This window comes from Polaromonas sp. P1_E12 (assembly GCF_056405975.1).
Window position 1 is genome coordinate 120,098 of record NZ_JBFUBB010000005.1, and the last position, 25,808, is coordinate 145,905.

Genomic DNA, 25,808 nt, shown 5'->3' on the forward strand with positions numbered 1-25,808 from the left:
GTGTTGTTAATATGGCAGGCCAGCTTTTTGAAGGGCTGCGGACCAAGTTTTCCCTATCTCATACTGACTGCTTGGGCTGCGTGCTAAATAGCTGCGCACTGTTAAAGCTGGTTCTAATCTCAGCAGCTCGGCCACGGTCTTTTCTGCTTGGTCAAGCTGCCCTAAGTTCACTTGGGCAACTGCCAAGGTTCGCAGGCTGGACGTATGCGTGCGGTTGGCTCGAAGCGATAGAGTGATTAGCTCTAGAGCCTTGGCGTACTGACCCGCTGAATTGGCGGCGGTGGCCGCCAGGGAGAAGTAAAAATACCGAAGTGGATCAAGCGGTGAAAGCTTTAGGGCTCTTTCGGTCCCCACTACGGCCATATCTCCTTCTCCTTTAAACGCGTGCATCGTCCCTTTGAGCAGCCACGCTAGCGAATCATTAGGATTGATGCCAAGCGCCTGTTCGTAGCGTTGGGAGCCTGCGTCTAGCTGTCGTAGAAGGTTCGTGTATATGAATCCTTCTACGGTGAGGGCGAAAGCACAATCCGGCTCACTATCCATTGCCTGCTTGGTGCAATCCAACGCGAGTTGAGCCTCTTTGGCAGAGTCTGTGGACCACCCCTGTTGCACGCGAAGTACATGCCACTTGGCTAACCACGCGTGCGGCATTGGATGCCGACGGCTACGGTCAATCAGATGCTCCAGCATCTGCCGGGCTCGCTCGAAATCTGAGGGGGAGTTTCTGTGCATGAGTGCGACAGCACCGAGTAACAGCGTATATCCTTCAAGATTGGGTAAAGATTGCCTTCGTGCCTTCTCAAGTTGTTGAGACATGACTGACGAGCTAATGGCAGAAACCAGTCGTGCGATCAGTTCATCGTCTGCCGCAAATAAGCCGTGTACTTGACCCTTCAGACTGTCCGCCCAGAGAATGTGGCCTGTCTTTGCTTCGATCAATTCAACGAACAACGCCAGCTGTGTTCCGGCGCTGCGGCACGTGCCAGACAAGATATACGTAGCGCCCAAGTGGGTCCGTATGTCTTCCATTGCCTCCGGACGTTCCCGGAACACAGTGGTCGAAAGACGCGAGATCACATGAAGTTCGGAGGTGCGGGACAAAGCGGCAATCACTTCGTCGGCCAAGGCCTCGCCAAGAAGTTCATGTCCCGGTTCGCTGCTGCGCATCGCGAAGGGGATCACCGCGATAGTTGGTCGCAAATTCAACTGGACTGCGGTACCAGATGATATTACCGGTGCATTGCCTGGCGGCCCGATCCGGTACGCCCTGATCGGCTCTTTGACGTGTTTGAGGTGGCATTCGCCCAAGTCTTCAACATCTGCGTCCAGCACGGACGAGACTTGATCACGCAGATCGGACGTCACGACTATCTCACCGGGACCCGCCAACGTACAGACGCGCGCTGTCAAATTCACGTCTGTGCCGTAAATGTCATGCTGGTCGGTCACAAAGCTCGCCAAATGGCCGCCCATGCGCAGATGCATCTGTTGCTCTGGGCGGAAGGCCGCATTGGCCCCTTGGCAGAAGTGCTGAATAGCGAAGGCTGCTTTGACAGACCCTTGGGCGCCGGCAAATTCCAGCATTAAACCGTCCCCCAGGCTTTTGACGATGCGCCCGCCATGCAGCGGCAGAATCTGCTGCTCAATCTGCTGTACCAGTTCTTGCCACCGCCGCACAAAACCATCTTGATCCTGCTCCATGATTCTGACGGACTCCACCACATCCATAACCAGCAGCACCTTCGTGCTTCGGTTCATGTGTGCTGGTAATTCCATCAGGGAGTGCATCGTAAGCGGTGTAACAATTTTTTACCTCCTCATTTTGTAGGAGGAAGTGCGTGTAATAAACACCTGATGTGCTACGGGCACCTCTGTTGCCTCGCAGTGTTGTATCAGTGTTGAATTGTCGCTCATTCAGAGGAGTGAGCATCAATCAATAGTTCACATAAACCTCGCGTTGTGCGATTAAGGGCCGGCAGGACGGATGCCGCAAGGCGGCGCGGCATTGTTGGTCCTTCGCGTGCGAAAACGCCTCGCAGCGACACGACAGGATGCAAGCTGCCGCTGCGCGCTCATGCCGGTCAGGTCTGATTTTCTCGGTAGCCGCACATCATGGAAACCACCAGTGATCATTTTTGATCAGGTGATCAGGGATTGTGTCAGGCGGCTTACTCAGAGAGAGGTGCGGATAGTACCGTGCCAGCTCAAGCAGGGCTAAGGGCCTTTTGCTGTGCTGCATGTTGCGCCAGCGTCTTGTAAAACGGCGTGAAATCCGGCTCCGTCAGCCGTAGCAGCGCATCAAAACTGTCGATCACAAAATACTGCTGCTGGAAGCTGTCGATCTTGTAGGTCGACGACATACAGCGCAGCAGGTCGGCATTGTCCCGCAGTGAAATGCGCCTGGGCTCTGCAGATTCCACGCTCCAGGCCAGTTCGCCGGGGCTGCTCAAAATGCCGGCGCCGTATGCGCGGACTTCATCGTTGCCTTCTTTGTCGCGCATCAGGCCAAACTCGATGGTGTACCAGTACAGGCGCGACAGCATCTCGACCGCGCCGGGAATCGGCTGCGCGCCATGCTCCAGCGTATGTGCTTTCAACGCGCCCTTGCCGTAGGCCTGGATGTGGTCGGCGTAGCTCGGGTCGAACAGCAGCGGCACGTGGCCGAACAAATCATGAAAGATGTCAGGCTCGACGATGTAGTCGAACTCCGCCGGCGTGCGTATCCAGTCCGTCACCGGAAACTTGCGATTGGCCAGCAGCGTGAAAAACGGCACCTCGGGGATCAGCCCCGGCACGCCCACCAGCTGCCAGCCGGTGGCCTTGAAGAGCCGCTCGTTCACGTCTTCAAAACGCGGGATGGCATCACTTGCGCCCAGGCTGGGCAGGGCCTTGATAAAGGCGCTGCAGGCCCGGCCAGGCAGCAATGCCGACTGCCGCGCGTAAAGGCGCCGGTAAGTCTCGTGATCTTCTGCGGTGTAGGCCGCGTAGTTTTGCGGGCAGGTGTAGTCCGCATTGACCTGGCCGCCACGTGCGTAGTCGCCCCGCGGCGGGCGGTCAGACTGGCCGTAGACCGCCGGGGGTGGCGTGTTGCTGTCCGTGTTGCTCTCTACTTCAGCCATTGGCTCTCCACGCGCTGGTAGTCACCGCTGGCTTTGGCCAGGTGCAGCCACTGGTCCACGTAGGCCTTGAACGTCACGTCACCGCGTGGCAGCAGGTAAGCCATTTCGCCGTACTGCAGCGGCTTGTCGGGGTTGATCGCGCACAGGCCCGGCTTCAGCCTCTGCTGGGTGATCGCCTCGGCCGATTCGGTGACGAAGACATCGGCGCGGTTGGCCAGGATTTCGTCAAAGATCGTCAAGTTCTCGGGGTTGAGCCGCATCTGCGCCTGCTTGAAGTTGGCGCGGGCAAAACGCTCATTGCTGCCGCCCGGATTGAAGATCACCCGCGTGGTGGGCTTGTCGATGTCGGCCACGCTTTGGTACCTGGCCACGTCGGCGCAGCGCGCAATTGGCGTCTTGCCGTTGACCATGTAGGGCGTGCTGAAGAAGGCGCGCTTTTGCCGCTCGGTAGTCACCGAGATGCCGCCAACAGCCATGTCGCATTTGCCGCCTACCATGTCGGGCATCAAATTGGACCAGCTGGTCTTGACCCACTCGGGCTTGACGCCCAGGCTGGCCGTGAGCGAAGCCATCAGGTCCACGTCGATACCTTCAAACGTGCCGTCGGGCTTCTGGAAGCTGAAGGGTTTGTAGTCGCCCGGCGTGCAGATGCGCAGCACGCCGGCTTTTTGCACGCTGTCCAGGCTGGAGGCCGGAACCACGCTGACCGCCGTCTGGGCAGATGCCCCCGTCACCGCAAACAATGCGGCGGTGGCGACACCCAATGCGGCCAGGCGATGGGGCAGTTGCGGGCAAAGTGACATGGCAATCTCCGTGAGGTTGGGGGATGGAAAAACTTTATTGTGCGCTTGCCTTGGCGCCCGACAAAACCCCGCGGCGCATCTGGTCCAGCTCGATGCTTTCAAACAGCGCCTTGAAATTGCCTTCGCCGAAACCGTCGTCGCCCTTGCGCTGGATGAACTCGAAGAAGATCGGGCCGAGCTGGTTTTCGCTGAAGATCTGCAGCAGCAGCGCGCCTTTCTTGCCGTCCACCAGGATCTTGCGCTTCTTCAAATCCGCCACGTTTTCACCGTGGCCGGGAATGCGCTTGTCGACCAGTTCGTAGTAGGTGTCGATGGTGTCCAGCAGCTTCACGCCGCTGGTGCGCAGCGCATCCACGGTTGCGAACAGGTCGTTGCTGCCCATGGCGATGTGCTGGATGCCTTCGCCCTGATAGCGGTCCAGGTACTCCTGGATCTGGCCGGCCTTTTCGTTGCCCTCTTCGTTGATCGGGATGCGGATCTTGCCGCAGGGACTGGTCATGGCCTTGCTCTTCACGCCGGTGACCTGGCCTTCGATGTCGAAGTAGCGGATTTCGCGGAAATTGAAGAGCCGCTCGTAAAAGCCGGCCCATTCGTCCATGCGGCCGCGGTGCACGTTGTGCGTCAGGTGGTCGATATACGTCAGGCCGTGGCCGGCGGGGTTCAGCGCGTCACCCTGCACGCCGGGCAAGGCTTCAAAGTCCACGTCGTAAAAGCCGATGTTGCCGATGTCGCCGGGTTGCGCGCCGTTCTTGCCGCGCCATTTGTCGATGAAGTAGATGATCGAATCGCCAATACCCTTGATGGCCGGAATGTTCAGCTCACCAGGCGCCGATGTGTGGGCATACCCCCAAGCGCCCAGTGAGATTGCGCGTTCATAGGCGGCCTTGGCGTCCTGCACGCGAAAAGCGATGGCGCAGACGCTGGGGCCGTGCTGGCGCGCAAAGCGCTGGGCAAACGAGTCGGGCTCAGCATTCAGGATGAAGTTGATGCCGCCCTGGCGGTACAGCGTGACATTCTTGTGGCGGTGTTTGGCAATCGGCGTGAAGCCCATGCGCTCGAACAATGCCCCCATGGCGACAGGGTCGGGTGCCGCATATTCAATGAACTCAAAACCGTCGGTGCCCATGGGGTTGTCCCAAGCCGCGCCCTGTTCAAAGTTCAGGGCGGTGTCGTCGCGTGCATTCATGCGTGTCTCCAGATAGGTGTGCGTATAAAGTAACTTTAGCGGCGCTGGCGGTCAGTTTTACTGCGAAATGGGGCGTTTGCATTGCTATTGGCGCAGTAAAGCTGCAAAATAATCCGAATGGAAGCACTTGACAAGCTTGATCGGCAAATTTTGCGCAGCCTGCAGGCCGATGGTCGCGCTACCTTCGACCTGCTCGCCGAGCAGGTGGGGCTTTCACCCAGTGCGGTTTTGCGGCGCGTGAAGCGGCTTGAAGAAAGCGGCGTGATCGACCGCTATGTGGCGCTCGTCAAACCTGAAGCTGTCGGGCTGGGGCTCACGGCTTACATCAACGTACGGCTGGAAAAGCACACCGAAAGCCACAAACGCAACCCCATGGACCTGTTCCGGGCCAGCGTGCAGACCTGGCCTGAAGTGGCCGAGTGCGCAGCGCTGACTGGTGAGATGGACTACCTGCTGCGCGTGCTGGTGCAGGACATGGCGCATTACAGCCGCTTCATCATGGACACCCTGCTCAAACATCCCAGCGTGCAGGATTGCAAAACGAGTTTTGTGCTGGACCGGGTCAAGGCGACGACGGCCGTTCCTTTGTGAGCTGAACCGGGGCGAAGCCGGGGAACCGGCATTTCCATGTGCGTGACTTGCCCGGATGCGCGTATAAAGTGTTGTTGCATCGCAACAATCCACGCGCCGGAGCGACTGGAAGTGTCAGTTTGCTATATTTTTAATAGCTGCCTGCGCCCGTATTTATTGGGAAAAATCCACATAAAGGTGTTTTTTTGAAGCGGCCCTCTATTGACGCTGGTTCAGAAGCCCCTAGACTGTTGATTCTAGGGAAAACCCTTATATTGAGATCATGGTTACACCCAGCACCCTTTTAAGAGCATCCTATAACGCAGGCAAGGAATTCTTCCGGCCTCCCGTGGAAGAGCGCGCCTCCGCGGCACCTCCAGCGCGTCACGTCCAGCCCGTCATGGTTCCCATCCGCTCGATCGGCCCCAGCCACGGGGAACGCATCGCCACCCATTTGCTGGCACTGAGCCCCCACGACCGTTACCTGCGCTTTGGCTATTCGGCCAACGATGAGCAGATTCACCGCTATGTAGACGGGCTCAACTTCGAGCGCGACGAGATTTTCGGCATCTACAACCGCAAGCTGGAACTGATCGCCATGGCCCACCTGGCGCATACCACCGACCCCAACCTCAAGAGCTGCGCCGAGTTCGGCGTGTCTGTATTGGCCCAGGCGCGTGGCCGCGGCTACGGCTCGCGCCTGTTTGACCGCGCGGTCATGCACGCCCGCAACAACGGTGTCGACATGATGTTCATCCACGCGCTGAGCGAAAACACCGCCATGCTCAACATCGCACGCAAGGCCGGCGCCACGATCGAACGCGACGGCTCTGAAAGCGAGGCCTACCTGAAGCTGCCGCCGGCCGACCTGGACTCGCGCATGACCGAAATGGTCGAAGAACAGATCGCCCAGACCGACTACCGCCTCAAGGTTCAGGCCAAGCAGTTCTGGGACCTGCTGGCGATGGTCCAGGAAGTGCGGCAGGGCGTGCGGGATGGTCGGGACCGCATGCCGATGTGATGGCTTCGGTTTGGGGGGGGCTCGTGAGGCCGGTGCAACAACCGGCTTCTTGCTATTAATTCGATAGCTGCTTGCGCTCATTCCCATTGGTTGTGCGCCAAAAATCATCCACGCCGCTGCCGCGTGGCCCTGAATGGACACAAACCCAAACAAGAAATACAAAAAGCCAACCGCTTCGGCACGCGACGGCAAATTACGCCTGCGCACCGTCAAGGATTTCAGCTATCCTTAGCCCCTTCACAACTACCGACCGCCCATCACGTGTCCGACGTTCCCCCCAGTCGGTCTTCCAGGCCAGAAGACAAACGCGGCTTTTTGCAGAAGCTCGCTGAAATGCTCCACCCAGGCCCCGACTCGAAGGACGAGTTGATCGAGACCCTGGTGGAAGCCCAGGACAATGACGTCATCGGAGCCCAGAGCCGCGAGATGCTCGAGGGGGTCATCCGCATGGCCGACATGACGGCGGGCGATGTCATGGTGGCAGCCCCGCGCATGGACGTGATCAACATCGACGCGCCGTTCGACGAACTGCTGCACCTGGTGATCGACACCGCCCACTCGCGCTTTCCCGTCTACGAAGGCGAAAAGGAAAACATCCTCGGCATCCTGATGGCCAAGGATCTGCTCAAGCTGCAGCGCGCGCCCGAACTCAACATCAAGGCCCTGCTCCGGCCCGCCGTCTTTGTGCCGGAAAGCAAGGGGCTGAACGACCTGCTGCGTGAATTCCGCGGCAACCGCAACCACCTGGCCATCGTCATTGACGAATTCGGCCGTGTGGCAGGTCTCATCACCATTGAAGACGTGCTCGAGCAGATCGTCGGCGAGATCGAGGACGAATTCGACATCGCCGAAGACGAGGGCGACATCTTCGGCCTCAGCGACCACACCTACCGCGTCAGCGGCGACACCTCCATCGAGCGTGTCAACGAAGCTTTTGGTGTGACGCTGCCCGAAACCGACTTCGATACGATCGGGGGGCTGGTGGCGCATGAGATGGGCCATGTTCCCAAGCGCGGCGAGCATTACGCGCTGGCAGGCCTGCAGTTCACCGTACTGCACACCAAAGGTGGGGCCGTGCGCTGGTTCAAGGTGTCGCCGGTCAGCGCCGGCGTCTGACAACGAATTCAAGAAAAAGGGCGGGCTGACTATGGGACGGGATTCGATTCAAAGCATGATGTCCCATCTCCCGACCTTGCCTGCGCTGCTTGAGCACGCACGCAACCCGCCGCCGCGCAAAGGCATTTCCCCGTTCCAGGTTGCTATTATTTTGATAGCTGGTTGCACCCATGCAGCAAGCATGGCCTGGCCTTTTGATTTTGGTTTTGCACAGGGCCAGCCGCTGTGGTGGCTGCAACTGCTGGCGCTTTTCCTGTTTGCCGCGCAACTTGACAGCTGCCGCTCCTGGAAACGTGCCGCGTGGATGGGCGGCCTTTTCGGCACGGCGATGTTGTGCAGCACCTTCTGGTGGCTGTTCATTTCCATGCACTACTACGGCGGGCTGGCCGCGTCACTGACCGTGCTGGCCATTGTGCTGCTTGCCGCCTTCCTGTCGCTTTACTACGCAGCGGCCAGCGCATTTTTCGTGAAGCTGGCGCCCAGACGCAGGCTGCCACGCGCCGCAGTGTTTGCAGCTCTCTGGCTGCTGGCGGAGCTGGCCCGGGTCGAGTTCTTTACCGGCTTTCCCTGGGGCGAGGGCGGCTATGCCCACGTCGACGGCTGGGCCAGGCCACTGGCCGCGTGGGTGGGCGTGCATGGGCTGACTTTCCTGGCCGCGCTGGTTGCAGCATGGCTGGCCATGACCCTGCGCTCATCCCATGTGCAATGGCTCAACGTGACCGGCATCCTGGTTGTCTGCATAGTGGCGGGTTACCTGCCGGTGCAAAGCGCCTGGCCCGGCGATGCCCCGGTCCAGCCCGCCGAGGCGCTGGGCGTTACGCTGCTGCAGGGAAACATTCCCCAGAACGAAAAATTCCAGCCCGGCACAGGCGTGGCCACAGCGCTGCGCTGGTACGGCCAGCAGCTGCGCGATGCGAAAGCGCCGCTGGTGGTGGCGCCTGAAACCGCCATCCCCGTGCTGCCCCAGCAATTGCCGGAAGGCTATTGGCAAGCGCTGCAGGCAAGGTTTGCCGCCGGCAACCAGGCGGCATTGATCGGCCTGCCGATTGGCAGCTCCCAGGCCGGGTACGCCAACTCTGTGCTGGGCTTCAAGCCCGGGCAAGCAGAGCCATACCGTTTCGACAAGCATCACCTGGTGCCGTTCGGCGAGTTCATACCGACGGGTTTCAGGTGGTTTATCGACATGATGCACATCCCGCTGGGCGACTTCAACCGGGGTGCGGTCGGGCAGGCTTCCTTCGAATGGAAAGGCCAGCGGCTGGCGCCCAACATCTGCTACGAAGACCTTTTTGGCGAAGAGCTGGGCGCACGCTTCATCGATCCTGCGCTCGCCCCGACGATTTTTGTCAATGTCAGTAACATCGCCTGGTTCGGCAACACCGTGGCGATTGACCAGCACCTGCAAATTTCGCGCATGCGCGCGCTGGAATTCAGCCGACCGATGATTCGTGCCACCAACACCGGCGCCACAGTCATCATCGACCACCAGGGCAAAGTCACGCATTCGCTGGAACGCCACACGCGCGGCGTGCTGAACGGCGACGTCCAGGGCCGCAACGGCATCACACCGTATGCCCAGTGGGTGTCCCGCTACGGCCTCTGGCCGCTGTGGGGCTTCGGGCTGGGCGTGGCCGGCCTGGCGCTCGCGTTCCGACGCCGTCGGTAGGACAGGGCACACCCCTATCGGGGCTCACTGCGTGTAGCCCCTTTTCCCCTTGCAGGGGACGGTGCCAGCGGCCCGGCAAAGCCGGTTCCGCGGCTCCTGCTGGCTTGGAGGAGCCGCGGTGAGTCGGCTGTGTTCAGTGCGTTGCAGCCATCACGCCGTGCAGTAGCTCCGGCAGCATTTCTAACATCCGAATCGCATCCTGACCCGGCGGTGTGCTGCTCGCAAAATACATCTGGAGCGGCGCCTGGGCAAAATCATGCAGCGGCACCGCTGTCAATGATTGCGGGTCCAGGTTGCTGGCCGTCAGGAAGTCCACCACCGTCCAGCCCATGCCGCGCTTGACCAGCTCCAGCGCCAGCCGCGAGGTGTGCACCTGCAACCCTTCAGGGGCGGTCAGGCCCAGGTGGCGCGCCAGGTCGTCGATCGACTGGCACATCGGATCCTCACCCACCAGGCGGATCAGCGGCATGCTGGCCAGGAAAGACATCGGGTTCTGGCGCCTTGCCTTCACGGCCCGCTGCCAGATGTCGCGCGTGACGGCCAGGTAGAGCGGGCCGCTCACCAGCGTCGAGCTGGTCAGCAACGGGTGCGGGTGTTCATAAAAACCAAGGGCAAAGTCCACGCTGCGCGTCAGCAGTGCCTGCACCATCTGGTCCTGGTGCAGCGTGCGCACCTCGACGCGAACGCGCGGGTAGCGCGCCATGTGCCTTTCCAGCACCAGCGGCAAAAACTCATGGCTGACGGACGGAATGGCCGCAAGCCGCACCTGGCCGCCGGCCGACTGCCGCAGGTTGACGGCAATGCGCTTGAGCCCGTCCAGCTTCTGGTGGATTTGCGAAGACTCTTCAAACAGCACGCGCGCTTCGGGCGTGGGGGCCAGCGTGCCCTTGCCGCGGGTAAAAAGCTTGTAGCCCAGTTGCAATTCCGTGTGTGCAATCGTCTTGCTGACGGCCGAGGGCGTGATGCAGATCAGCCGCGCCGCGGCGCTCATGTTGCCGGTCTGCATCACCGCCTGGAAGACTTCAAGTTGCCTGAGGTTCATGTCGCTGCGGGTATGTCGCTGCCGGGTCGACGGAGATGCATGGGGCCATGCTGCTGAGGGGTGTGAGTTTTAGTCATACCCCTCGTTACATTATGCATCGCTGGGGGCTGCCAGCGTCGCTACGATGAGCCACCTTTGGCCGCAAGGCTGGGGAAATCGCCGCACAGGCTGGTGAAACCGCTTGTTTTGCTCGCTGTGCGCAAAAAATCAGACAAATTCCATTTCCTTGGAGACATACATGCAAATAGCCTCAACATTTCGTCACATGGGCGCCGCGCTTGGCCTGGTGGCATTTACCTCGCTCGGCGCGCCCGCACTGGCGCAAACCACCGCCAAACCCAACGTCGTGATCCTGGCCACCGGCGGCACCATTGCCGGCGCCGGCGCTTCGGCCCTGAACAGCGCGACTTATGCCGCCGCCAAGGTGCCGGTCGACAAGTTGCTGGCTGGCCTGCCCGAGCTGGCCAACGTGGCCAATGTCAAGGGCGAGCAGGTCTCGCAAATTGCTTCCGAAAGTTTCACCAACGACAACCTGATGAAATTGGGCAAGCGCATCTCGGCGCTGGTCAAGCAGTCCGACGTGGACGGCATCGTGGTCACCCACGGTACCGACACCCTGGAAGAAACCGCCTACTTCCTGAACCTCGTGATCCGCACCAGCAAGCCCATCGTGGTGGTCGGTTCCATGCGCCCAGGTACGGCGCTGTCGGCCGACGGTGCGCTCAACCTTTTCAACGCCGTGAGCGTGGCCGCCAGCAAGGACGCCGCCGGCAAAGGCGTGCTGGTCACCATGAATGACGAACTCCAGAGCGGCCGTGATGTCACCAAAACCATCAACATCAAGACTGAGGCCTTCAAGAGCCAGTGGGGCCCGCTGGGCATGGTGGTAGAAGGCCAGAATTACTGGTTCCGTGCCCCTGTGAAGCGCCACACCGCGCAGTCCGAATTCAACATTGATGATTTCGAAGCGCTGGCGCCGGTCGACATTGTCTATGGTTATGGCAACGTGCCGCGCTCCGCGGTGGACTCCGTCGGCAAGACCGGCATCAAGGCCCTGATCCACGGCGGTACCGGCAACGGTTCCGTGGCCGACCGTGTGGTTCCCGCGCTGCAGGAAGTTCGCGCCAAAGGCATCCAGGTGGTGCGCTCCTCGCGTGTGCCCGAAGGCTTTGTGCTGCGCAACGCCGAGCAGCCTGACGACAAGTACGACTGGGTGGTCGCGCATGACCTGAACCCGCAAAAGGCCCGCATCCTGGCCGCCGTGGCCTTGACGAAGAACATTGACAGCAAGGAACTGCAGCGCATCTTCTGGCAGTACTGAGTTCACGCAGTTACAACAGGAAGAAAAGGGCGATGCCGGCAGCGGCATCGCCCTTTTTCGTTCTCGCGGCGTACGCGGGAAGTGCTTACAGCTGGCTCATGCCGCCGTCGACGATCAGCTCGGTGCCGACAATAAAAGCCGCTTCGGGCGATGACAAATACACCACGGCGCTCGCCACTTCATCGGGCGTGCCGAAGCGCTTGATCGGGACTTGCGCCTGGATGCTGGCGGCCAGCGCACCGAGCTGGTCTGCGGGCACGCCAAGCTTGCCGTACAGCGGCGTCGTAACCGGGCCGGGGCTCACCACATTGACGCGGATGCCGCGCGCGACCAGTTCACCTGACAGCGTTTTTGCCAGCGAAATCAGCGCCGCCTTGCTGGCGGCATAGACGCTGGAGTTGGGCATGCCGATATGGGCATTGATCGAGCCGTTCAGGATGATGGCGGCGCCCGTGTTCAGCAGCGGCGACAGCGCCTGGATCGCAAAGAACGCGCCTTTCACGTTGACGTTGAAGGTGTCGTCCCAGAGTGCTTCGTCCACGCTTTCCAGCGGGGCGAATTTGGCCAGGCCGGCATTGATGAACACGGCGTCCAGCGTGATGCCTTCGGCGGCCAATGCGCTGGCCAGTGCCTTGGCCGAGCCGCTGGCGCCTGCGTCGTTGCGCAGGGCGATGGCGCCTGTGCCCAGTTGGGCTTTGGCTTGGTCCAGTGACACCTGGTCCCGGCCGGTGATGACGACCCGCGCGCCTTGCCCGGCGAATTGCAAGGCGGTGGCCAGGCCGATGCCGCTGTTGCCACCCGTGACCAGCACGGTCTTGTTGGCGAAGCGGGGTGTGAATGAAGTGGTTTGCGTGGTCATGTCGATTTCCTTTGTCTTGGGTAGGGGGTTCCTGGTTCGGTGGGCTTCCTGCCTGCCGATGAGTCCAATGTAAGTTTCATCTTCTATTGGAAGAAGGCCGTAAAACTGATTTAATCATTCATCTTTTATGAATGATTGGGATTGAAATGGACCGGCTGCGTGCGTTTGAGATGTTTGTCACCGTGGTGGGCCGCGGCAGTTTCACGCGTGCGGCCGATGCGCTGGACACCTCGCCGGCCAACGTCACCCGCTATATCAATGAGCTGGAAGCCCACCTCGGCACGCGCCTGCTCAACCGCAGCTCCCGCAAGCTCTCGCTCACCGAAAGCGGCGAAGCGCTGTATGAGCGCAGCAAGTCGATTCTTGAAGAGGTTGCCGACGCGGAGGCGCTGGCCTCGTCGGCAACCCTGCAGCCGCGCGGGCGCCTGCGCATCAATGCGCCTGTGAGCTTTGGCATCCGTCACCTGGCGCCGCTGTGGCCGCGCTTCATGCAAAGCTATCCCGAGGTGGAACTCGACATTGCCCTCAGCGACCGCGTGGTGGACATCGTGGAAGAAGGCTACGACCTCGCCATACGCATCTCGCGCACGGGGCCGGCCACCCATGCAGCCCGCAAGCTCGCGACTTCCTGCAACATCCTCTGTGCCGCGCCGGCCTATCTGAAAAAGCACGGCCGCCCGGCCGTGCCCGCCGACCTCGCGGGCCACAGCTGCCTGGGCTACACCTATGCCGCCACCGCCAACGAATGGCACTTCACCGACAACGAGGGCCGCCCGCACGCGGTCAAGGTCAACTACATCATGCACGCCAACAACGGCGATACCGCCCGCGAAGCAGCCGTGGCCGGGCTGGGCATCATCTGGCAGCCGGCCTTTCTGGTCGGGGAAGACCTGCGCGAAGGCCGGCTGGTGCCCCTGCTTCCCGGCTACCGCATGCCTGAAATCGATGTGCTGGCGGTGTACCCCAGCCGGCGGCACCTGAGCGCCAAGGTCCGTGTGATGGTGGATTTTCTGGTCGAGGCCTTCAAGACCGGCCCCGGCTGGTATGTGCCGCCCACCCAGATGCCGCCAGTGATGCCGACCGGTAAGGCGCTTACCAAGGCGCCCGCGCGCCGCCGCGTAAAATGACCGGCTTGGCGGCCGCCACCTGAGGCGCCGCTCCCCGGGCCTGCAATCCAGGTGCCCCCGCGTTTGGCAAAACTCCACTCTTATGCTTACTTTCCAGCAAATTATTTTGAAGCTGCAGTCCTATTGGGCCGACCAGGGTTGCGCGCTGCTGCAGCCCTACGACATGGAAGTCGGCGCAGGCACTTCGCACACCGCGACGTTTCTGCGCGCGCTGGGCCCCGAGCCCTGGAAAGCCGCCTATGTGCAGCCCAGCCGCCGCCCCAAGGACGGCCGCTACGGCGAGAACCCCAACCGCCTGCAGCACTACTACCAGTACCAGGTGGTCTTGAAGCCCGCACCCGCAAACATCCTCGAGCTCTACCTCGGCTCGCTGGAAGCGCTGGGCTTTGACCTGAAGAAAAACGACATCCGTTTTGTCGAAGACGATTGGGAAAATCCGACGCTGGGCGCCTGGGGCCTGGGCTGGGAAGTCTGGCTCAACGGCATGGAAGTCACGCAGTTCACCTACTTCCAGCAGGTCGGCGGCATTGACTGCAAACCCGCCACCGGCGAAATCACCTACGGCCTGGAACGCCTGGCCATGTATTTGCAAGGCGTGGACAACGTCTACAACCTGACCTGGACCGAAGGGCCTGATGGCTCAAAGCTCAGCTACGGCGACGTCTACAAACAGAACGAGGTTGAGCAGTCGACCTACAACTTCGAACACAGCGACGCCGATTTCCTCTTCACCGCCTTCACCGCGCACGAAAAGCAGGCCAAGCACCTGATCGATGTGCAATTGGCCCTGCCGGCCTATGAGCAGGTGCTGAAAGCTGCCCACAGCTTCAACCTGCTGGACGCCCGCGGCGCCATCAGCGTGACCGAGCGCGCCGCCTACATCGGCCGCATCCGCAACCTCGCCCGAGCCGTGGCGCAAAGCTATTACGAAAGCCGCGAGCGCCTGGGCTTCCCGATGGCACCGCGTGAATGGGTCGAGCAAATGGCGAAGAAAGCCGCCTGATGATTCTGGAAATCGCCCAGTTGCAGGTCAAGCCCGGCGAAGCGTCCGCTTTCGAGGCGGCTTTTGCCCAGGCGCAGGCCATCATCGCGTCAATGGGCGGCTACCAGGGCCACGAGTTGCAGCGCTGCCTGGAAAACGACCACCACTACATGCTGCTGGTGCGCTGGAACACCCTGGAAGACCACACCGTGGGTTTCCGCCAGTCAGAGCCCTACCAGGCGTGGCGCAAGCTGCTTCACCATTTTTACGATCCGTTTCCCACGGTGTTGCACTACGCCGATGCCACACCAAGACGGTGAGCTGATCTCCGATGCCCACCATCTTTTCCCACATCGCCGTTCCCGTTGCAGCCGCAGTGGCGCTGGGCAGCAAGCGCATACCGCCTTCCATGCTGGTGGCGGGCATGGTCGCGGCCATCCTTCCCGACTTTGACGGAGTCGCTTTCAAGCTCGGCATCCATTACGGCGGTATCTGGGGGCATCGCGGCTTTACCCATACCCTGGGCTTTGCGCTCGTGGTGGGCCTCATCGGCTGGTGGCTGGCGCGGCACTGGAAACTGGCGCCATGGCAGGGCTATGCGTGGATAGCGCTTTGCGCGTTCTCGCATCCCCTGCTGGACACCCTGACCAATGGCGGCGTGGCCATTCCGTTGTACTGGCCGTTTTCCGAGCAGCGGTTTTTCAGCCCCTGGCGGCCCGTTGAGGTGTCGCCGGTCTCCTTTTCCCGGTTCTTCACGCAACGCGGCGCCGACGTGTTGCTCAATGAGATCCAAACCATCTGGCTGCCGCTGATGGTTGCATCCCTGGCCATTTTTGCGCTCCGACATTCCCGAAAAAACCAATGAACGCCTCCCAAAACCTTCTTGTTGAACTGTTTGTCGAAGAGCTGCCGCCCAAGGCACTCAAAAAGCTGGGCGATGCCTTTGCCGGCGTGCTGTTCGAGCAGCTCAAGGCCCAGGGCCTGACGGCGGCAGATTCGGTCCTCACGGCATTTGCCTCTCCACGCCGTCTGGCCGCGCATGTTACGGCGGTGGCCGCACAGGCCGCCGACAAGGCCGTTTCGCAGAAACTCATGCCGGTGGCGGTGGGGCTGGATGCTTCGGGCAATGCCACACCCGCGCTGCTCAAAAAGCTGCAGGCGCTGGGCGCCGATGCGTCGGCGGTTGCAGGTCTCAAGCGCGCGCCCGATGGCAAGGCAGAGGCGCTGTTTTACGACAGCAACGTCAAGGGCGCGACGCTGGTTGAGGGGTTGCAGAAAGCCTTGCTCGAAGCCATTGCCAAATTGCCGATTCCCAAGGTCATGACCTACCAGCTGGCCGACGGCTGGAGCGATGTGAAATTTGTGCGCCCGGCGCACGGCCTGGTCGCGCTGCATGGCAGCTCGGTGGTCGCTATCGAGGCTTTGGGCCTGAAGGCCGGCAACATCACGCACGGCCACCGCTTTGAAGCGGCCGTCGACCCGGTGGTGCTCAAGGATGCCGACAGCTACGCCGCTACCCTGCAAAAAGACGGCGCGGTGATCGCCAGTTTTGCCGCGCGCAAAGCCGAAATCGTCAAGCAGCTTGCTGCAGCCGCAGCCAAAGTTGGCGGTGGCGCCAGGGCGATTGAAGACGACGCGCTACTCGACGAAGTGACCGCGCTGGTCGAGCGCCCCAATGTGTTGATTTGCGAATTCGAAAAAGAATTCCTCGGGGTGCCGCAGGAATGCCTGATCCTCACGATGAAGGCCAACCAGAAGTACTTCCCGCTGCTCGATGCTTCGGGCAAGCTCACCAACAAGTTTCTGGTCGTCAGCAATATCAGCCCAACAGATGCCAGCGCCGTGATTGGCGGCAACGAGCGCGTCGTGCGCCCGCGCCTGGCGGATGCCAAATTCTTCTTCGACCAGGACCGCAAGAAGACGCTGGCTTCGCGCGTTGAAGGCCTGGGCAAGGTGGTGTATCACAACAAGCTGGGCACGCAGGGTGAGCGTACGCAGCGCGTACGCGCCATTGCCGAGGCCATTGCCAATCGTTTGAATGCCAATGTGGCCGATGTGCAGCGCGCTGCCGAACTGGCCAAGACCGACCTGGTGACCGACATGGTGGGCGAATTCCCCGAACTGCAAGGCACCATGGGCCGCTACTACGCGCTCAACGACGGTCTCAGTGCCGATGTGGCCGACGCGATTGAGGACCACTACAAGCCGCGTTTTGCCGGCGACGAACTGCCGCGCAACACCGTCGGCGTCATCGTCGCGCTGGCCGACAAGCTGGAAACGCTGGTCGGCATGTTCGGCATCGGCAATCTGCCGACCGGCGACAAGGACCCGTTCGCGCTGCGCCGCCATGCGCTGGGCGTGATCCGCATGCTGGTCGAGAAAGACCTGCCTTTGGACCTGCTTGAGCTGGTTCAGGGCGCCCAGCCGGTGTTCGGTGACAAGATCCAGGACGCGTCCATCGCGTTGGTCGATTTCATCTACGACCGCCTCGCCGGTTCCCTGCGCGAGCAGGGCTACAGCGCGCAAGAAGTCGATGCCGTGCTGGCGCTCAAACCCCAGCGCCTGGGCGATGTGGCCAAACGCCTGGCAGCTGTGCGCGCCTTTGCCGCGCTGCCTGAAGCGCCTGCGCTGGCAGCGGCCAACAAGCGCGTCGGCAATATCCTGAAGAAGGCTGAAGGCACGGTTGAAGCAGCCGTCAAACCCGAGCTGCTGCAGGAAGCTGCCGAGAAATCCCTCGCGGATGCATTGAAAACAGTGGCCCCCAAAGCCGAAGCTGCTTTTGCCGCCGGTGACTACGCTGCTTCGTTGCAGGCCTTGGCCGCGCTCAAGGCGCCGGTCGATGCGTTCTTTGACGGCGTGATGGTCAATGCCGAAGACCCGGCGCTGCGCGCCAACCGCCTCGGGCTGCTGGCGACGCTGCACCAGGCCATGAATAAAGTGGCCGACCTGTCGCGCCTGGCGGTGTAACAGCGATGACGACGCCAGAATCGCCAAATAACCCTGAGATGGCGCAAGTGCGTCCGGCTCTGCGGTTTGAGCTTGTGCTTGGCACGTTCGCCGGCGTAGTGGTCCTCGCTTATGTGCTGGCGTATCTGGCGCTGATGTTGTTTGGTTTCGATTATGGGAGTGCCATTTTTGACGTTGCGCCCTTGTTTGGCGCATTGATGGCCAGTTGGCAGTGCGCCAAGTCCTATCGTTTCACGCTGACGAACATGGACTATTGGATACTTATTGTTGGCTGTCTGGTCATCGAAACCGGTATTTCGGCTCTGGTGATTTCCCAGTTCAATCCGCGCATACTGGCGATGCACCTTACCTTACTGCCGATGCGCCTGGGCTTTCATTTGCTGGCCCTGATGTACTTGTATTCGGATAAGCGGATGGCCCGGCAAATAACGTCGCTTGCGTCGGGGCAAAAAAAGTGAAGTGATGCATCACAAATGAAGTACTGTTTATCTAGCTACCAGCCTTATTCACCATGAAACTCGTCATCCTCGACCGCGACGGCACCATCAACAGCGACAGCGACGACTTCGTCAAGGCACCGGACGAATGGTTGCCGCTGCCGGGTTCGCTGGAGGCCATTGCGCGCCTGAACCACGCCGGCTGGCACGTCGTGATCGCGTCCAACCAGTCGGGGCTGGGGCGCGGCCTTTTCGACGTGGCGGCGCTCAACGCCATGCACGCCAAGATGCACAAGCTGCTGGCCGCTGTCGGCGGGCGCATCGATGCGGTGTTTTACTGCCCGCATGCCCCTGAGGAAAGCTGCACCTGCCGCAAGCCGTTGCCTGGCCTTTTTGAGCAGATCGGTGCGCGTTTCGGCGTGCCGCTCAAAGGCGTGCCCACCGCAGGGGATTCTTTGCGCGACCTGCAGGCCGGTGCGGCTGCCGGGTGCGAGCCCCACCTGGTCCTGACGGGCAAGTCGGCGCGCTACCGCAGCGGCGGGCGGCCCGAGGGCCTGCCCGAAGGCACCCAGCTGCACACCGATTTATCGGCATTTGCCGATTTCATCCTGGAACGCAGCGCCCGGCCCCTGCAAGTTGCCTTGTAGGTGATGCTATAAAAATGCTAGCTGCCCGCGCTGACCAGATAAGGGTTAGAGCCTTAAAACATCGTGAAAACTGCTGTACACCAGCATCCAAAACCTGCCTGATACCGGAAACCTTGACATGCGCCTGATTCGATCAATTCTTCACCTGCTGTGGATGGCCATCACGGTGATCCCCTGGGCTACTTTCGTGGTGATTGCCTCGGTGTTCGTCAGCAGCAACACCATGTACTGGATGTGCGCGGGCTGGCTGCGCGTGGCGGTCAGCGGCGGTACGTTCATCCTGGGCATCAAGAACCGGGTGACCGGCATGGAAAACCTCCCCACGGGCCAGACCAGCGCAGCCGTGCTGCTGCTCAAGCACCAGAGCACCTGGGAGACCCTGTGCATGCCCACGCTGATGCCGCACCCGCTGGCCTATGTGTTCAAGAAAGAGCTGCTCTACGTGCCGTTCTTCGGCTGGGCCATGGCGCGCATGGACATGATCCACATCGACCGGAGCCAGCGGTCGCAGGCTTTCAACAAGGTCGTGGTGCAGGGCAAGCGCCTGATGGCGCAGGGAACCTGGGTCATCATGTTCCCCGAAGGCACGCGCATCCCGCGCGGCCAGAAGGGCACTTACAAATCCGGCGGTACGCGCCTGGCCATTGAAACCGGCGCTCCCGTGATCCCGATTGCCGTGACCTCGGCCAAATGCTGGCCGCGCAAGGCCTTCATCAAAACCCCGGGCATCGTTGACATCTCCATCGGCAAGCCGATCGACAGCACCGGCCGGCAGCCCGACGAGTTGATGCGCGAGGTGGAAACCTGGATCGAAGCCGAAATGCGGCGCCTTGACCCCGAGGCTTATGCCGGTGAAGTGGTCGCCGCGCCCGCCACACCCGTCGTACCCAATACCTGAGCGGCCAGCCTGCCCATGCTGTCAAGCTAAACTGCCATGATGCAACGGCTTCTTCAGTTCACGCTCGACCTGTTTGATTCCGCGCCGGCGCCGCTTGCTGGCGTTCCCGGCGGCTCAAAAGCCAGAAAAAACAGGCCAAAAATGCCTGTAGCCCCCATAAATACTGCGCCGACAGCTATCGAAAACATAGCGAATGGTGAGTTCGTGGGGCCGCAACTACCCGCCCAAACCTTGCAGCAGGCGCTGGCACCCGCCACCTTCCGCCATCCGCGCGCCACCCGTGAGACCGTGCTGGACGGCATTTTGGTGGCTTATGAGTTCCGCCGCAGCAAACGCAAGACCATCGGCTTTTCTGCCGGCGCCGACGGCCTCACGGTGAGCGCGCCCAAATGGGTGCCGTTGTATGAAATCGACAAGGCGGTGCTGGAAAAATCCGGCTGGATACTGGCCAAGCTGCAGGAAACCCGCGCGCGCCATGAGCGCCTGGAGTCCGCACGCATTGACTGGAAGGACGGCACCACGCTGCCTTTCCTGGGTGACCAGGTCATCGTGGTGATCGATCCGCGGCACGCTTTCGGCGGCGTCGGCGCCGAACTCAAAACCGGCACCGCGGCTGCCGAAGTCTTGTTGCAGGGCAACGACGATGCGTCCAACGGCACCTTGCCCGGTGTGGCGCAGCTGACGCTGCACGTGGGCCTGCCCCACCATGCCACGCCCGAGCAGATCCGCGACGCCGTGCAGGCCTGGCTGATGCGCCAGGCCAAGCGCATCTTTACCGAGCGGCTCAACCATTTCGCGCCGCACCTGGGCGTGCAGTGGCACAAGCTCAGCCTTTCCAGCGCCGGCACCCGCTGGGGCAGCGCCAGCGCGGATGGCTCCATCCGGCTGAACTGGCGCTTGATCCATTTCAAGCAGTCGGTGATCGACTACGTGGTGGTTCATGAATTGAGCCATCTGCGTGTCATGGACCACAGCCCGCGTTTTTGGGACACCGTGCGCGCGGTGGTGCCCGACTACGCCGAGCTGCGCGGCCAGCTCAAGGACGAAGCAATTCCCCGCTGGTAGGCCGGCGCTGCTGCGTTTTGCACGTCCGTTGAGCGACGTCAAAGGGGGTACAAATCACAGTACTGCGGCGTTTCTTTACTTGGTAATATGAGAAAACACCAAAAACCAGAAAACGACAGGGATTGACTCCGCGCACCTGAAGTCCACATGAACGACAAACTCATACTTGTAGTTGAAGACAACCCGGACCACCTGGAACTGACCGTGCTGACGCTGGAGGAGCAGGGCGTCACAGCCGAGATTGCCGTCGCCCGGGACGGTGTGCAGGCGCTGGACTTTCTATTCGGCCAGGGTGCCCATGCGGGGCGCGACACGCAAAGGCAGCCGGCTTTCATCCTGCTCGACATGAAGCTGCCCAAGCTGTCCGGCCTGGACGTACTGCGCAGCGTGCGGGCCAATCCCCTGACCGCGCTGGTGCCGGTCGTCATGCTGACATCTTCCAGCGAGCGGTCCGACATCGTGGCGTGTTACCAGAGCGGGGCCAACGGGTTTGTCCGTAAACCCGTCGATTTTGGGGGGCTGACCGAAAAGCTCAACCGCCTGCAGGCGTACTGGCTGGGCGTCAATGAATCCATCGCGGCCGGCTGACATCCCGTGACGCACCGGTGGCCCAGAAACACCCGGTGCCGGTACCTGCGGCGCTGATGCCATGAAGCTTCAAATCACGCTGCGGACCCGCCTTGTCATGCTCGTGCTGGTGGCGATCGTGCCGATGTTTGGCCTGTCCATTTTCAAGGCCGTCTACAACGCCGACACAGCCGTCGAGCGCGCCCAAACCGACCTGCAATTCGCCGCATCGCTGGCCGCATCCAGCCAGCAGCGCCTGGCGGAATCGGCCCGGCAGATACTGACGGCGATTGTTCATGTGCCCAGCCTGCGGGACGGCAACGCCGACCGCTGCAACCGCTACCTTGTAGAGCTCAACAAGCTGTTTCCGCTTTACGCCAATTTCGGCATTGTGGGAACGGACGGCTATGCGCTGTGCAACGGGCAGGAAGGCGTGCGGCTCGGCTACCTGGGCGACCGTGCCTATTTCCGCAATGCTGTTGAGCAGCGCAGCTTTGTGGTGGGTGAATACATTGTGGGACGTGCCACGGGCCGGCCTTCCATCACATTTGCGTTGCCGCTGCTGGACAAGGACGGGCGCGTTGACATTGTGGCTTTTGCGTCGGTAGACCTGGCCGAGATGGCGAAGTCCACCATCGACGTCCAGCTGCCGCCCGGCGGCGCGCTGGGCATACACGACCGTGGTGGCGTGCTGCTGGCTGGCAAGCCCGACCTCCCCATACGAATCGGGCAGGTGGCCAGAAGCCCCGTGCTGAAGGCGGCCGTGCAGCAGATGCGTACCGGAACCAGCGATGGGCCGGACGGCACCGGGCAGCGCCGCCTGTGGGCTTTCATGCCCAGCAGCCCCGACGTGCACGCCGCTTTTTTTGTGGCGGTCAGCCTGGACCGCGAACTGGTCGTGGGCGCCAGCCGGGAACAGCTGTGGCTGGAACTGGTGGTGTTGTTGCTGGTGGCATTTGTGGGCGGCGGCGTCGCCTGGGTCATTGGCGGGCGTGCCATCGTGGAGCCCACCCGAAACATCCTTGAGGCCATCCGGCAGCTCCAGAACGGCCGGCTGGATGTGCGGATACCGCCAGGCCGGCCTGACGACTTCGGGGAGTTTGCGAGGATATCCACAGGTTTTAACCGCATGGCCGAGTCGCTTGAGCAACATCGGAGTGTCCTGGAGGCTGAACTGGCAAACAGCGAAGCCATCCAGCAGAAACTGCGGGACGCCCAGCGCCTGGGCCGCATCGGCTACTGGCAGCTGGACACCGGCACCGATGAAAGCTGGTGGTCCGATGAGGTTTACGAGGTGCTCGGTGTTGACCGCGCGACCTTCGACAGGAGTCATGGCAGATTCATGCAGCTGGTCCATCCCGGGGACCGCCAGGCCTTCAAGGAACGGCGCGATCTGTCCGTTCGGACCAACCAGCCGCTGGACATTGAGTTCCGCATCGTCACGTCCGCCGGCGAGATTCGATGGGTCCACCTGTTTGGCCGCGCTGACGAAGCACAGCCCGGGGACACCGGGCAGGAGGGGCAAGGCGCGAGCCGCGGCCCGTCGGGGCGCCGCCGCTCCGGCGTGATCCAGGAAATTACCGACCGCAAGCGCGCGGAACTGGTGGTGGCCCGCAGCACGGAGCTGCTGAACCGCACCGGCGCGTTGGGGAAAGTCGGTGGATGGGAGGTCGCTGTCGACACCATGACGCCTTACTGGTCTGAAGAAATTTACCGCATCCACGAACTCGATCCGGCGGCCGGCCTGGGGGTTGAGGAGGCGCTCGACTTTTACGCACCCGAAGCGCGGCGCACCATCCGCTCGGTCGCCCTGGCTGCCCTGAAGCAGGGTACGCCATGGGACCTGGAGCTGCCCCTCATCACGGCAAAGGGCCGGCGCATCTGGGTGCGCACGCAGGGCCGGGCTTTGCAGCGGGACGGCAAGGTTGTGAGCCTGGTCGGCGTGCTGCAGGACATCACGGAACAGCACGAAGCGCAGGCGCACCTGCGCCTTCTGGAAACCGCCGTATCCCGGCTCAACGACATTGTGCTCATCACCGAGGCCGCACCCATCGATGGCGCCGGCCCGCGCATCATCTTTGTCAACGACGCTTTTGAGCGCCGTACCGGTTACACGCGCGAAGAGGTGCTGGGAAAAACGCCACGCCTGATGCAGGGCCCCAAAACGCAGCGGGACGAGCTCGACCGCATCAAGGCTGCACTGGAAAAATGGCAGCCCGTACGTGCCGAGTTGATCAATTACACCAAGAGCGGCGAGGAGGTCTGGCTGGAGCTCGACATTGTTCCGATCACCGACACCAAAGGTCACTACACCCACTGGGTCGCGGTGCAGCGCGACATCACCCAGCGCAAGCTGGCAGAGCAGGCGCTGGTAGAAAGTGAACACCGCTACTCGGCTCTCTTTGAAATGGCGCCGATCCCGATGTGGGTTTTTGACGCCGAGACCTATCGCTTCCTCATGGTCAACGAAGCCGCCGTCAAGAGCTATGGCTATACGATGGAAGAGTTTCTGTCGATGACGATCTACGACATTCGCAGCGAAGCAGAAGCTCAAAACCTCCGGACCCAGCACGCCGCCTCGCCTTTGATCGTCAAGGAGCGTTGGGAGCATCGCCGCAAGGACGGGTCGTTTTTCACCGCCCGCCCTTTTTCAACCTCGGTGCGGTATGCCGGCCGCCCGGCGCGTTTTGTCCTGGCACTGGATATCTCGGCCCAGGTCAAGGTTGAAAATGAGGTCCAGGAACACCTGTACACCTTGCAGCGCGCCGCTGACGCGGCCCAGGCCATCACCTGGCACCAGACGCTTGAAAGCACCATGCACGAGGTGGCCGAACAGGCCCGGGGGGTGATAGGCGCGCACCAGGCGATCGTCAGCCTCACCGTGAACAGCGACTGGGGGCAGGCCATCAACGCCCTGTCGCTTTCCGAAAAATATGCGAAATACCGGGACATGATCGAGGCGCCCGACGGCACCGGCATTTACGCCCTGGTCTGCCAGACCAACCGGTCCATGCGCATGACACAGGCAGAGCTGGAGGCGCATCCGCGCTGGCGCGGCTTCGGCAGCTACGCCGACAAGCATCCGGCCATGCGCGGCTGGCTGGCCGTACCGCTGACGGGCCGCGACGGCAAAAACATCGGGCTGCTCCAGCTGTCCGACAAATACCAGGGCGAGTTCACGCAGGAGGACGAATATGTGGCGCTCGAACTGGCCCAGCTCGCGTCCATCGCCATCCAGAACTCCCGCCTGATCGAGGAGGTCAGCCAGCTCAACACCGGGCTGGAGCAGAAAGTGGCGGACCGCACGCTGGCGCTGGAACGCCAGCAGGCCCTCTTCAAGGCGCTGGCCGAACAGGCGCCCCAGGTGGTATGGACCAGCGATCCGGACGGCGCGGCCACCTACTTCAACCGCGCCTGGTTTGACCTGGCGGGCGGCAAGATGGAGGACTGGACCGGCACGCAATGGTTTGCCGCCATTCATCCGGACGACCTCCCCGATATCAGGGCCCGCTGGCAGGTCGCCCGGGAGACGCGGTCGCAATATTCGGGCATACGCCGCGTGCTGGCCCGGGACGGCGTGCACACCATGTCCTACCGCGCATCGCCCGTGCTGGACGAACGCGGTGAAGTGGCCTTTTGGGTGGGCATCGACGCGGACATCACCGAGATCAAGGCCATTGAAGCCGCCCTGCGCCTGTCCAACCAGGAACTCGAAGCGTTTTCATACTCCGTGTCGCACGACCTTCGCTCGCCGCTGAACACCGTTGACGGCTTCAGCCGCCTGCTGGGCAAACACCTGGGGGCCGATGCCGGCGAGAAGGTGACGCACTACCTGGCACGTATCCAGGCCGGCGTGGCGCAGATGGGGCAACTGATTGAAGACCTGCTGTCGCTGGCGCAGGTGTCGCGCACCCCCCTGAATAACAAGGTGGTGGACCTGTCGGAGCTTGCCCGCATCATCCTGGACGAATGGCGGGTGCGCGACCCCGAGCGCAAGGTTGCGGTGAACATCGAAAAAGGCCTGAAGGCGCACGGCGACAGCCGGCTGGTCCGGGTGGTGATGGAAAACCTGATCGGCAATGCCTGGAAGTTCAGCGCCCAGCAACCCCTCAGCGAAATCACGGTAGGCTGCCAGCTTGATGCCGCGGGGCTGCCGGAGTTTTTCGTCAGGGACAACGGTGCCGGCTTCGACATGGCTTATGCCGACAAGCTCTTCAAGCCGTTTCAGCGCCTGCATGCTGTCGCGGAGTTTCCGGGCACGGGCATCGGGCTGGCCACCGTCAGCCGCGTGATCAAGCGGCACGGCGGCAGGTTGTGGGCCGAGGCGGCGCCCGGCAAGGGGGCAACGTTCTTCTTCACCCTGCCCACCGCACCGCTGTCTCCCTGACGCTGGCAGTGCCCGCTGGTGTTAGTTG

Annotated in this window: 22 protein-coding genes; 16 read left to right on the plus strand and 6 right to left on the minus strand. The window is 61.8% G+C overall.

Annotation, left to right across the window (positions count from 1 at the left end; translation table 11 throughout):
* Nucleotides 1-6: 6 nt before the first annotated feature.
* From AC1D13_RS15230 to hppD, 4 genes are all read right to left on the minus strand, one after another.
* Entirely contained in the window at nucleotides 7-1,776 is a 1,770-nt protein-coding gene (locus AC1D13_RS15230; RefSeq protein WP_457282806.1) for a tetratricopeptide repeat protein, read from the minus strand.
* Between the two features lie 428 nt (nucleotides 1,777-2,204).
* Complete coding sequence (gene phhA / locus AC1D13_RS15235) at nucleotides 2,205-3,119, minus strand: phenylalanine 4-monooxygenase (RefSeq protein ID WP_457282807.1); 915 nt, start codon at nucleotides 3,117-3,119, stop codon at nucleotides 2,205-2,207.
* A complete protein-coding gene (locus tag AC1D13_RS15240) occupies nucleotides 3,107-3,922 on the minus strand; it encodes a transporter substrate-binding domain-containing protein (RefSeq protein ID WP_457282808.1) in 816 nt (271 codons plus the stop codon). The genes phhA and AC1D13_RS15240 overlap by 13 nt, the downstream gene beginning before the upstream one ends.
* A 34-nt stretch (nucleotides 3,923-3,956) precedes the next feature.
* Nucleotides 3,957-5,108 carry a 4-hydroxyphenylpyruvate dioxygenase gene (gene hppD, locus AC1D13_RS15245; protein WP_457282809.1) on the minus strand — a complete coding sequence of 384 codons (1,152 nt, stop codon included), beginning with the start codon at nucleotides 5,106-5,108 and terminating at the stop codon, nucleotides 3,957-3,959.
* A 117-nt stretch (nucleotides 5,109-5,225) separates the two neighbouring features.
* On the opposite strand from hppD, the gene AC1D13_RS15250 reads away from it, so the two are divergent.
* The 4 genes from AC1D13_RS15250 to lnt all read left to right on the plus strand — a co-directional run bounded on the left by AC1D13_RS15250 (nucleotide 5,226) and on the right by lnt (nucleotide 9,481).
* Complete coding sequence (locus AC1D13_RS15250) at nucleotides 5,226-5,699, plus strand: Lrp/AsnC family transcriptional regulator (protein WP_457282810.1); 474 nt, start codon at nucleotides 5,226-5,228, stop codon at nucleotides 5,697-5,699.
* Between the two features lie 262 nt (nucleotides 5,700-5,961).
* Nucleotides 5,962-6,699: a GNAT family N-acetyltransferase gene (locus AC1D13_RS15255; RefSeq protein WP_457282811.1), complete on the plus strand. Its 738-nt coding sequence runs from the start codon at nucleotides 5,962-5,964 to the stop codon at nucleotides 6,697-6,699.
* Nucleotides 6,700-7,032: 333 nt separating this feature from the next.
* Complete coding sequence (locus tag AC1D13_RS15260; protein WP_254806495.1) at nucleotides 7,033-7,815, plus strand: HlyC/CorC family transporter; 783 nt, start codon at nucleotides 7,033-7,035, stop codon at nucleotides 7,813-7,815.
* A 55-nt stretch (nucleotides 7,816-7,870) separates the two neighbouring features.
* The gene (gene lnt / locus AC1D13_RS15265) at nucleotides 7,871-9,481 is read left to right on the plus strand and encodes an apolipoprotein N-acyltransferase (RefSeq protein ID WP_457282812.1); all 1,611 of its coding nucleotides are present in this window, start codon (nucleotides 7,871-7,873) and stop codon (nucleotides 9,479-9,481) included.
* A 133-nt stretch (nucleotides 9,482-9,614) separates the two neighbouring features.
* Here lnt and AC1D13_RS15270 read toward each other — a convergent pair whose 3' ends face one another.
* On the minus strand, nucleotides 9,615-10,523 hold the full coding sequence (locus AC1D13_RS15270) for a LysR family transcriptional regulator (RefSeq protein ID WP_457282813.1): 909 nt from the start codon (nucleotides 10,521-10,523) through the stop codon (nucleotides 9,615-9,617).
* Between the two features lie 265 nt (nucleotides 10,524-10,788).
* On the opposite strand from AC1D13_RS15270, the gene AC1D13_RS15275 reads away from it, so the two are divergent.
* The gene (locus tag AC1D13_RS15275; protein WP_457282876.1) at nucleotides 10,789-11,844 is read left to right on the plus strand and encodes an asparaginase; all 1,056 of its coding nucleotides are present in this window, start codon (nucleotides 10,789-10,791) and stop codon (nucleotides 11,842-11,844) included.
* An 85-nt stretch (nucleotides 11,845-11,929) separates the two neighbouring features.
* On the opposite strand, the gene AC1D13_RS15280 is transcribed toward AC1D13_RS15275, so the two are convergent.
* Entirely contained in the window at nucleotides 11,930-12,703 is a 774-nt protein-coding gene (locus AC1D13_RS15280; RefSeq protein ID WP_457282814.1) for an SDR family oxidoreductase, read from the minus strand.
* A 146-nt stretch (nucleotides 12,704-12,849) separates the two neighbouring features.
* Between AC1D13_RS15280 and AC1D13_RS15285 the strand changes: the two genes are divergently transcribed.
* The 11 genes from AC1D13_RS15285 (at nucleotide 12,850) to AC1D13_RS15335 (ending at nucleotide 25,780) form a co-directional block, all read left to right on the plus strand.
* Complete coding sequence (locus AC1D13_RS15285) at nucleotides 12,850-13,830, plus strand: LysR family transcriptional regulator (RefSeq protein ID WP_457282877.1); 981 nt, start codon at nucleotides 12,850-12,852, stop codon at nucleotides 13,828-13,830.
* Nucleotides 13,831-13,912: 82 nt separating this feature from the next.
* Nucleotides 13,913-14,833 (plus strand): glycine--tRNA ligase subunit alpha, encoded by a 921-nt coding sequence (gene glyQ / locus AC1D13_RS15290; RefSeq protein WP_348049382.1) that lies wholly within the window; start codon nucleotides 13,913-13,915, stop codon nucleotides 14,831-14,833.
* Nucleotides 14,833-15,132 (plus strand): antibiotic biosynthesis monooxygenase family protein, encoded by a 300-nt coding sequence (locus AC1D13_RS15295; RefSeq protein WP_477666844.1) that lies wholly within the window; start codon nucleotides 14,833-14,835, stop codon nucleotides 15,130-15,132. Before glyQ ends, AC1D13_RS15295 begins: the two co-directional genes overlap by 1 nt.
* 11 nt (nucleotides 15,133-15,143) lie before the next feature.
* Complete coding sequence (locus AC1D13_RS15300) at nucleotides 15,144-15,677, plus strand: metal-dependent hydrolase (protein WP_477666843.1); 534 nt, start codon at nucleotides 15,144-15,146, stop codon at nucleotides 15,675-15,677.
* Nucleotides 15,674-17,779, plus strand: coding sequence for a glycine--tRNA ligase subunit beta (gene glyS, locus AC1D13_RS15305; protein ID WP_477689817.1), 2,106 nt, complete (start codon nucleotides 15,674-15,676; stop codon nucleotides 17,777-17,779). The genes AC1D13_RS15300 and glyS overlap by 4 nt, the downstream gene beginning before the upstream one ends.
* Nucleotides 17,780-17,784: 5 nt before the next feature.
* Nucleotides 17,785-18,237, plus strand: coding sequence for a hypothetical protein (locus AC1D13_RS15310; RefSeq protein ID WP_457282819.1), 453 nt, complete (start codon nucleotides 17,785-17,787; stop codon nucleotides 18,235-18,237).
* Between the two features lie 53 nt (nucleotides 18,238-18,290).
* The gene (gene gmhB, locus AC1D13_RS15315; RefSeq protein ID WP_457282820.1) at nucleotides 18,291-18,863 is read left to right on the plus strand and encodes a D-glycero-beta-D-manno-heptose 1,7-bisphosphate 7-phosphatase; all 573 of its coding nucleotides are present in this window, start codon (nucleotides 18,291-18,293) and stop codon (nucleotides 18,861-18,863) included.
* Between the two features lie 118 nt (nucleotides 18,864-18,981).
* Nucleotides 18,982-19,761 (plus strand): lysophospholipid acyltransferase family protein, encoded by a 780-nt coding sequence (locus tag AC1D13_RS15320; protein ID WP_477689818.1) that lies wholly within the window; start codon nucleotides 18,982-18,984, stop codon nucleotides 19,759-19,761.
* A gap of 39 nt (nucleotides 19,762-19,800) precedes the next feature.
* On the plus strand, nucleotides 19,801-20,826 hold the full coding sequence (locus AC1D13_RS15325; RefSeq protein WP_477689819.1) for a M48 family metallopeptidase: 1,026 nt from the start codon (nucleotides 19,801-19,803) through the stop codon (nucleotides 20,824-20,826).
* 147 nt (nucleotides 20,827-20,973) lie between these two features.
* Complete coding sequence (locus tag AC1D13_RS15330) at nucleotides 20,974-21,414, plus strand: response regulator (protein WP_348049366.1); 441 nt, start codon at nucleotides 20,974-20,976, stop codon at nucleotides 21,412-21,414.
* A gap of 61 nt (nucleotides 21,415-21,475) precedes the next feature.
* Complete coding sequence (locus AC1D13_RS15335) at nucleotides 21,476-25,780, plus strand: PAS domain S-box protein (RefSeq protein ID WP_477689820.1); 4,305 nt, start codon at nucleotides 21,476-21,478, stop codon at nucleotides 25,778-25,780.
* The last annotated feature ends 28 nt before the right edge of the window (nucleotides 25,781-25,808 follow it).

What these genes read in the sequence shown, in the direction of transcription:
- AC1D13_RS15230 (WP_457282806.1), bottom strand. Translation starts at nt 1,776, where the DNA reads ATGGAATTACCAGCACACATGAACCGAAGCACGAAGGTGCTGCTGGTT.
- phhA (WP_457282807.1), bottom strand. Translation starts at nt 3,119, where the DNA reads ATGGCTGAAGTAGAGAGCAACACGGACAGCAACACGCCACCCCCGGCG.
- AC1D13_RS15240 (WP_457282808.1), bottom strand. Translation starts at nt 3,922, where the DNA reads ATGTCACTTTGCCCGCAACTGCCCCATCGCCTGGCCGCATTGGGTGTC.
- hppD (WP_457282809.1), bottom strand. Translation starts at nt 5,108, where the DNA reads ATGAATGCACGCGACGACACCGCCCTGAACTTTGAACAGGGCGCGGCT.
- AC1D13_RS15250 (WP_457282810.1), top strand. Translation starts at nt 5,226, where the DNA reads ATGGAAGCACTTGACAAGCTTGATCGGCAAATTTTGCGCAGCCTGCAG.
- AC1D13_RS15255 (WP_457282811.1), top strand. Translation starts at nt 5,962, where the DNA reads ATGGTTACACCCAGCACCCTTTTAAGAGCATCCTATAACGCAGGCAAG.
- AC1D13_RS15260 (WP_254806495.1), top strand. Translation starts at nt 7,033, where the DNA reads ATGCTCCACCCAGGCCCCGACTCGAAGGACGAGTTGATCGAGACCCTG.
- lnt (WP_457282812.1), top strand. Translation starts at nt 7,871, where the DNA reads ATGATGTCCCATCTCCCGACCTTGCCTGCGCTGCTTGAGCACGCACGC.
- AC1D13_RS15270 (WP_457282813.1), bottom strand. Translation starts at nt 10,523, where the DNA reads ATGAACCTCAGGCAACTTGAAGTCTTCCAGGCGGTGATGCAGACCGGC.
- AC1D13_RS15275 (WP_457282876.1), top strand. Translation starts at nt 10,789, where the DNA reads ATGGGCGCCGCGCTTGGCCTGGTGGCATTTACCTCGCTCGGCGCGCCC.
- AC1D13_RS15280 (WP_457282814.1), bottom strand. Translation starts at nt 12,703, where the DNA reads ATGACCACGCAAACCACTTCATTCACACCCCGCTTCGCCAACAAGACC.
- AC1D13_RS15285 (WP_457282877.1), top strand. Translation starts at nt 12,850, where the DNA reads ATGGACCGGCTGCGTGCGTTTGAGATGTTTGTCACCGTGGTGGGCCGC.
- glyQ (WP_348049382.1), top strand. Translation starts at nt 13,913, where the DNA reads ATGCTTACTTTCCAGCAAATTATTTTGAAGCTGCAGTCCTATTGGGCC.
- AC1D13_RS15295 (WP_477666844.1), top strand. Translation starts at nt 14,833, where the DNA reads ATGATTCTGGAAATCGCCCAGTTGCAGGTCAAGCCCGGCGAAGCGTCC.
- AC1D13_RS15300 (WP_477666843.1), top strand. Translation starts at nt 15,144, where the DNA reads ATGCCCACCATCTTTTCCCACATCGCCGTTCCCGTTGCAGCCGCAGTG.
- glyS (WP_477689817.1), top strand. Translation starts at nt 15,674, where the DNA reads ATGAACGCCTCCCAAAACCTTCTTGTTGAACTGTTTGTCGAAGAGCTG.
- AC1D13_RS15310 (WP_457282819.1), top strand. Translation starts at nt 17,785, where the DNA reads ATGACGACGCCAGAATCGCCAAATAACCCTGAGATGGCGCAAGTGCGT.
- gmhB (WP_457282820.1), top strand. Translation starts at nt 18,291, where the DNA reads ATGAAACTCGTCATCCTCGACCGCGACGGCACCATCAACAGCGACAGC.
- AC1D13_RS15320 (WP_477689818.1), top strand. Translation starts at nt 18,982, where the DNA reads ATGCGCCTGATTCGATCAATTCTTCACCTGCTGTGGATGGCCATCACG.
- AC1D13_RS15325 (WP_477689819.1), top strand. Translation starts at nt 19,801, where the DNA reads ATGCAACGGCTTCTTCAGTTCACGCTCGACCTGTTTGATTCCGCGCCG.
- AC1D13_RS15330 (WP_348049366.1), top strand. Translation starts at nt 20,974, where the DNA reads ATGAACGACAAACTCATACTTGTAGTTGAAGACAACCCGGACCACCTG.
- AC1D13_RS15335 (WP_477689820.1), top strand. Translation starts at nt 21,476, where the DNA reads ATGAAGCTTCAAATCACGCTGCGGACCCGCCTTGTCATGCTCGTGCTG.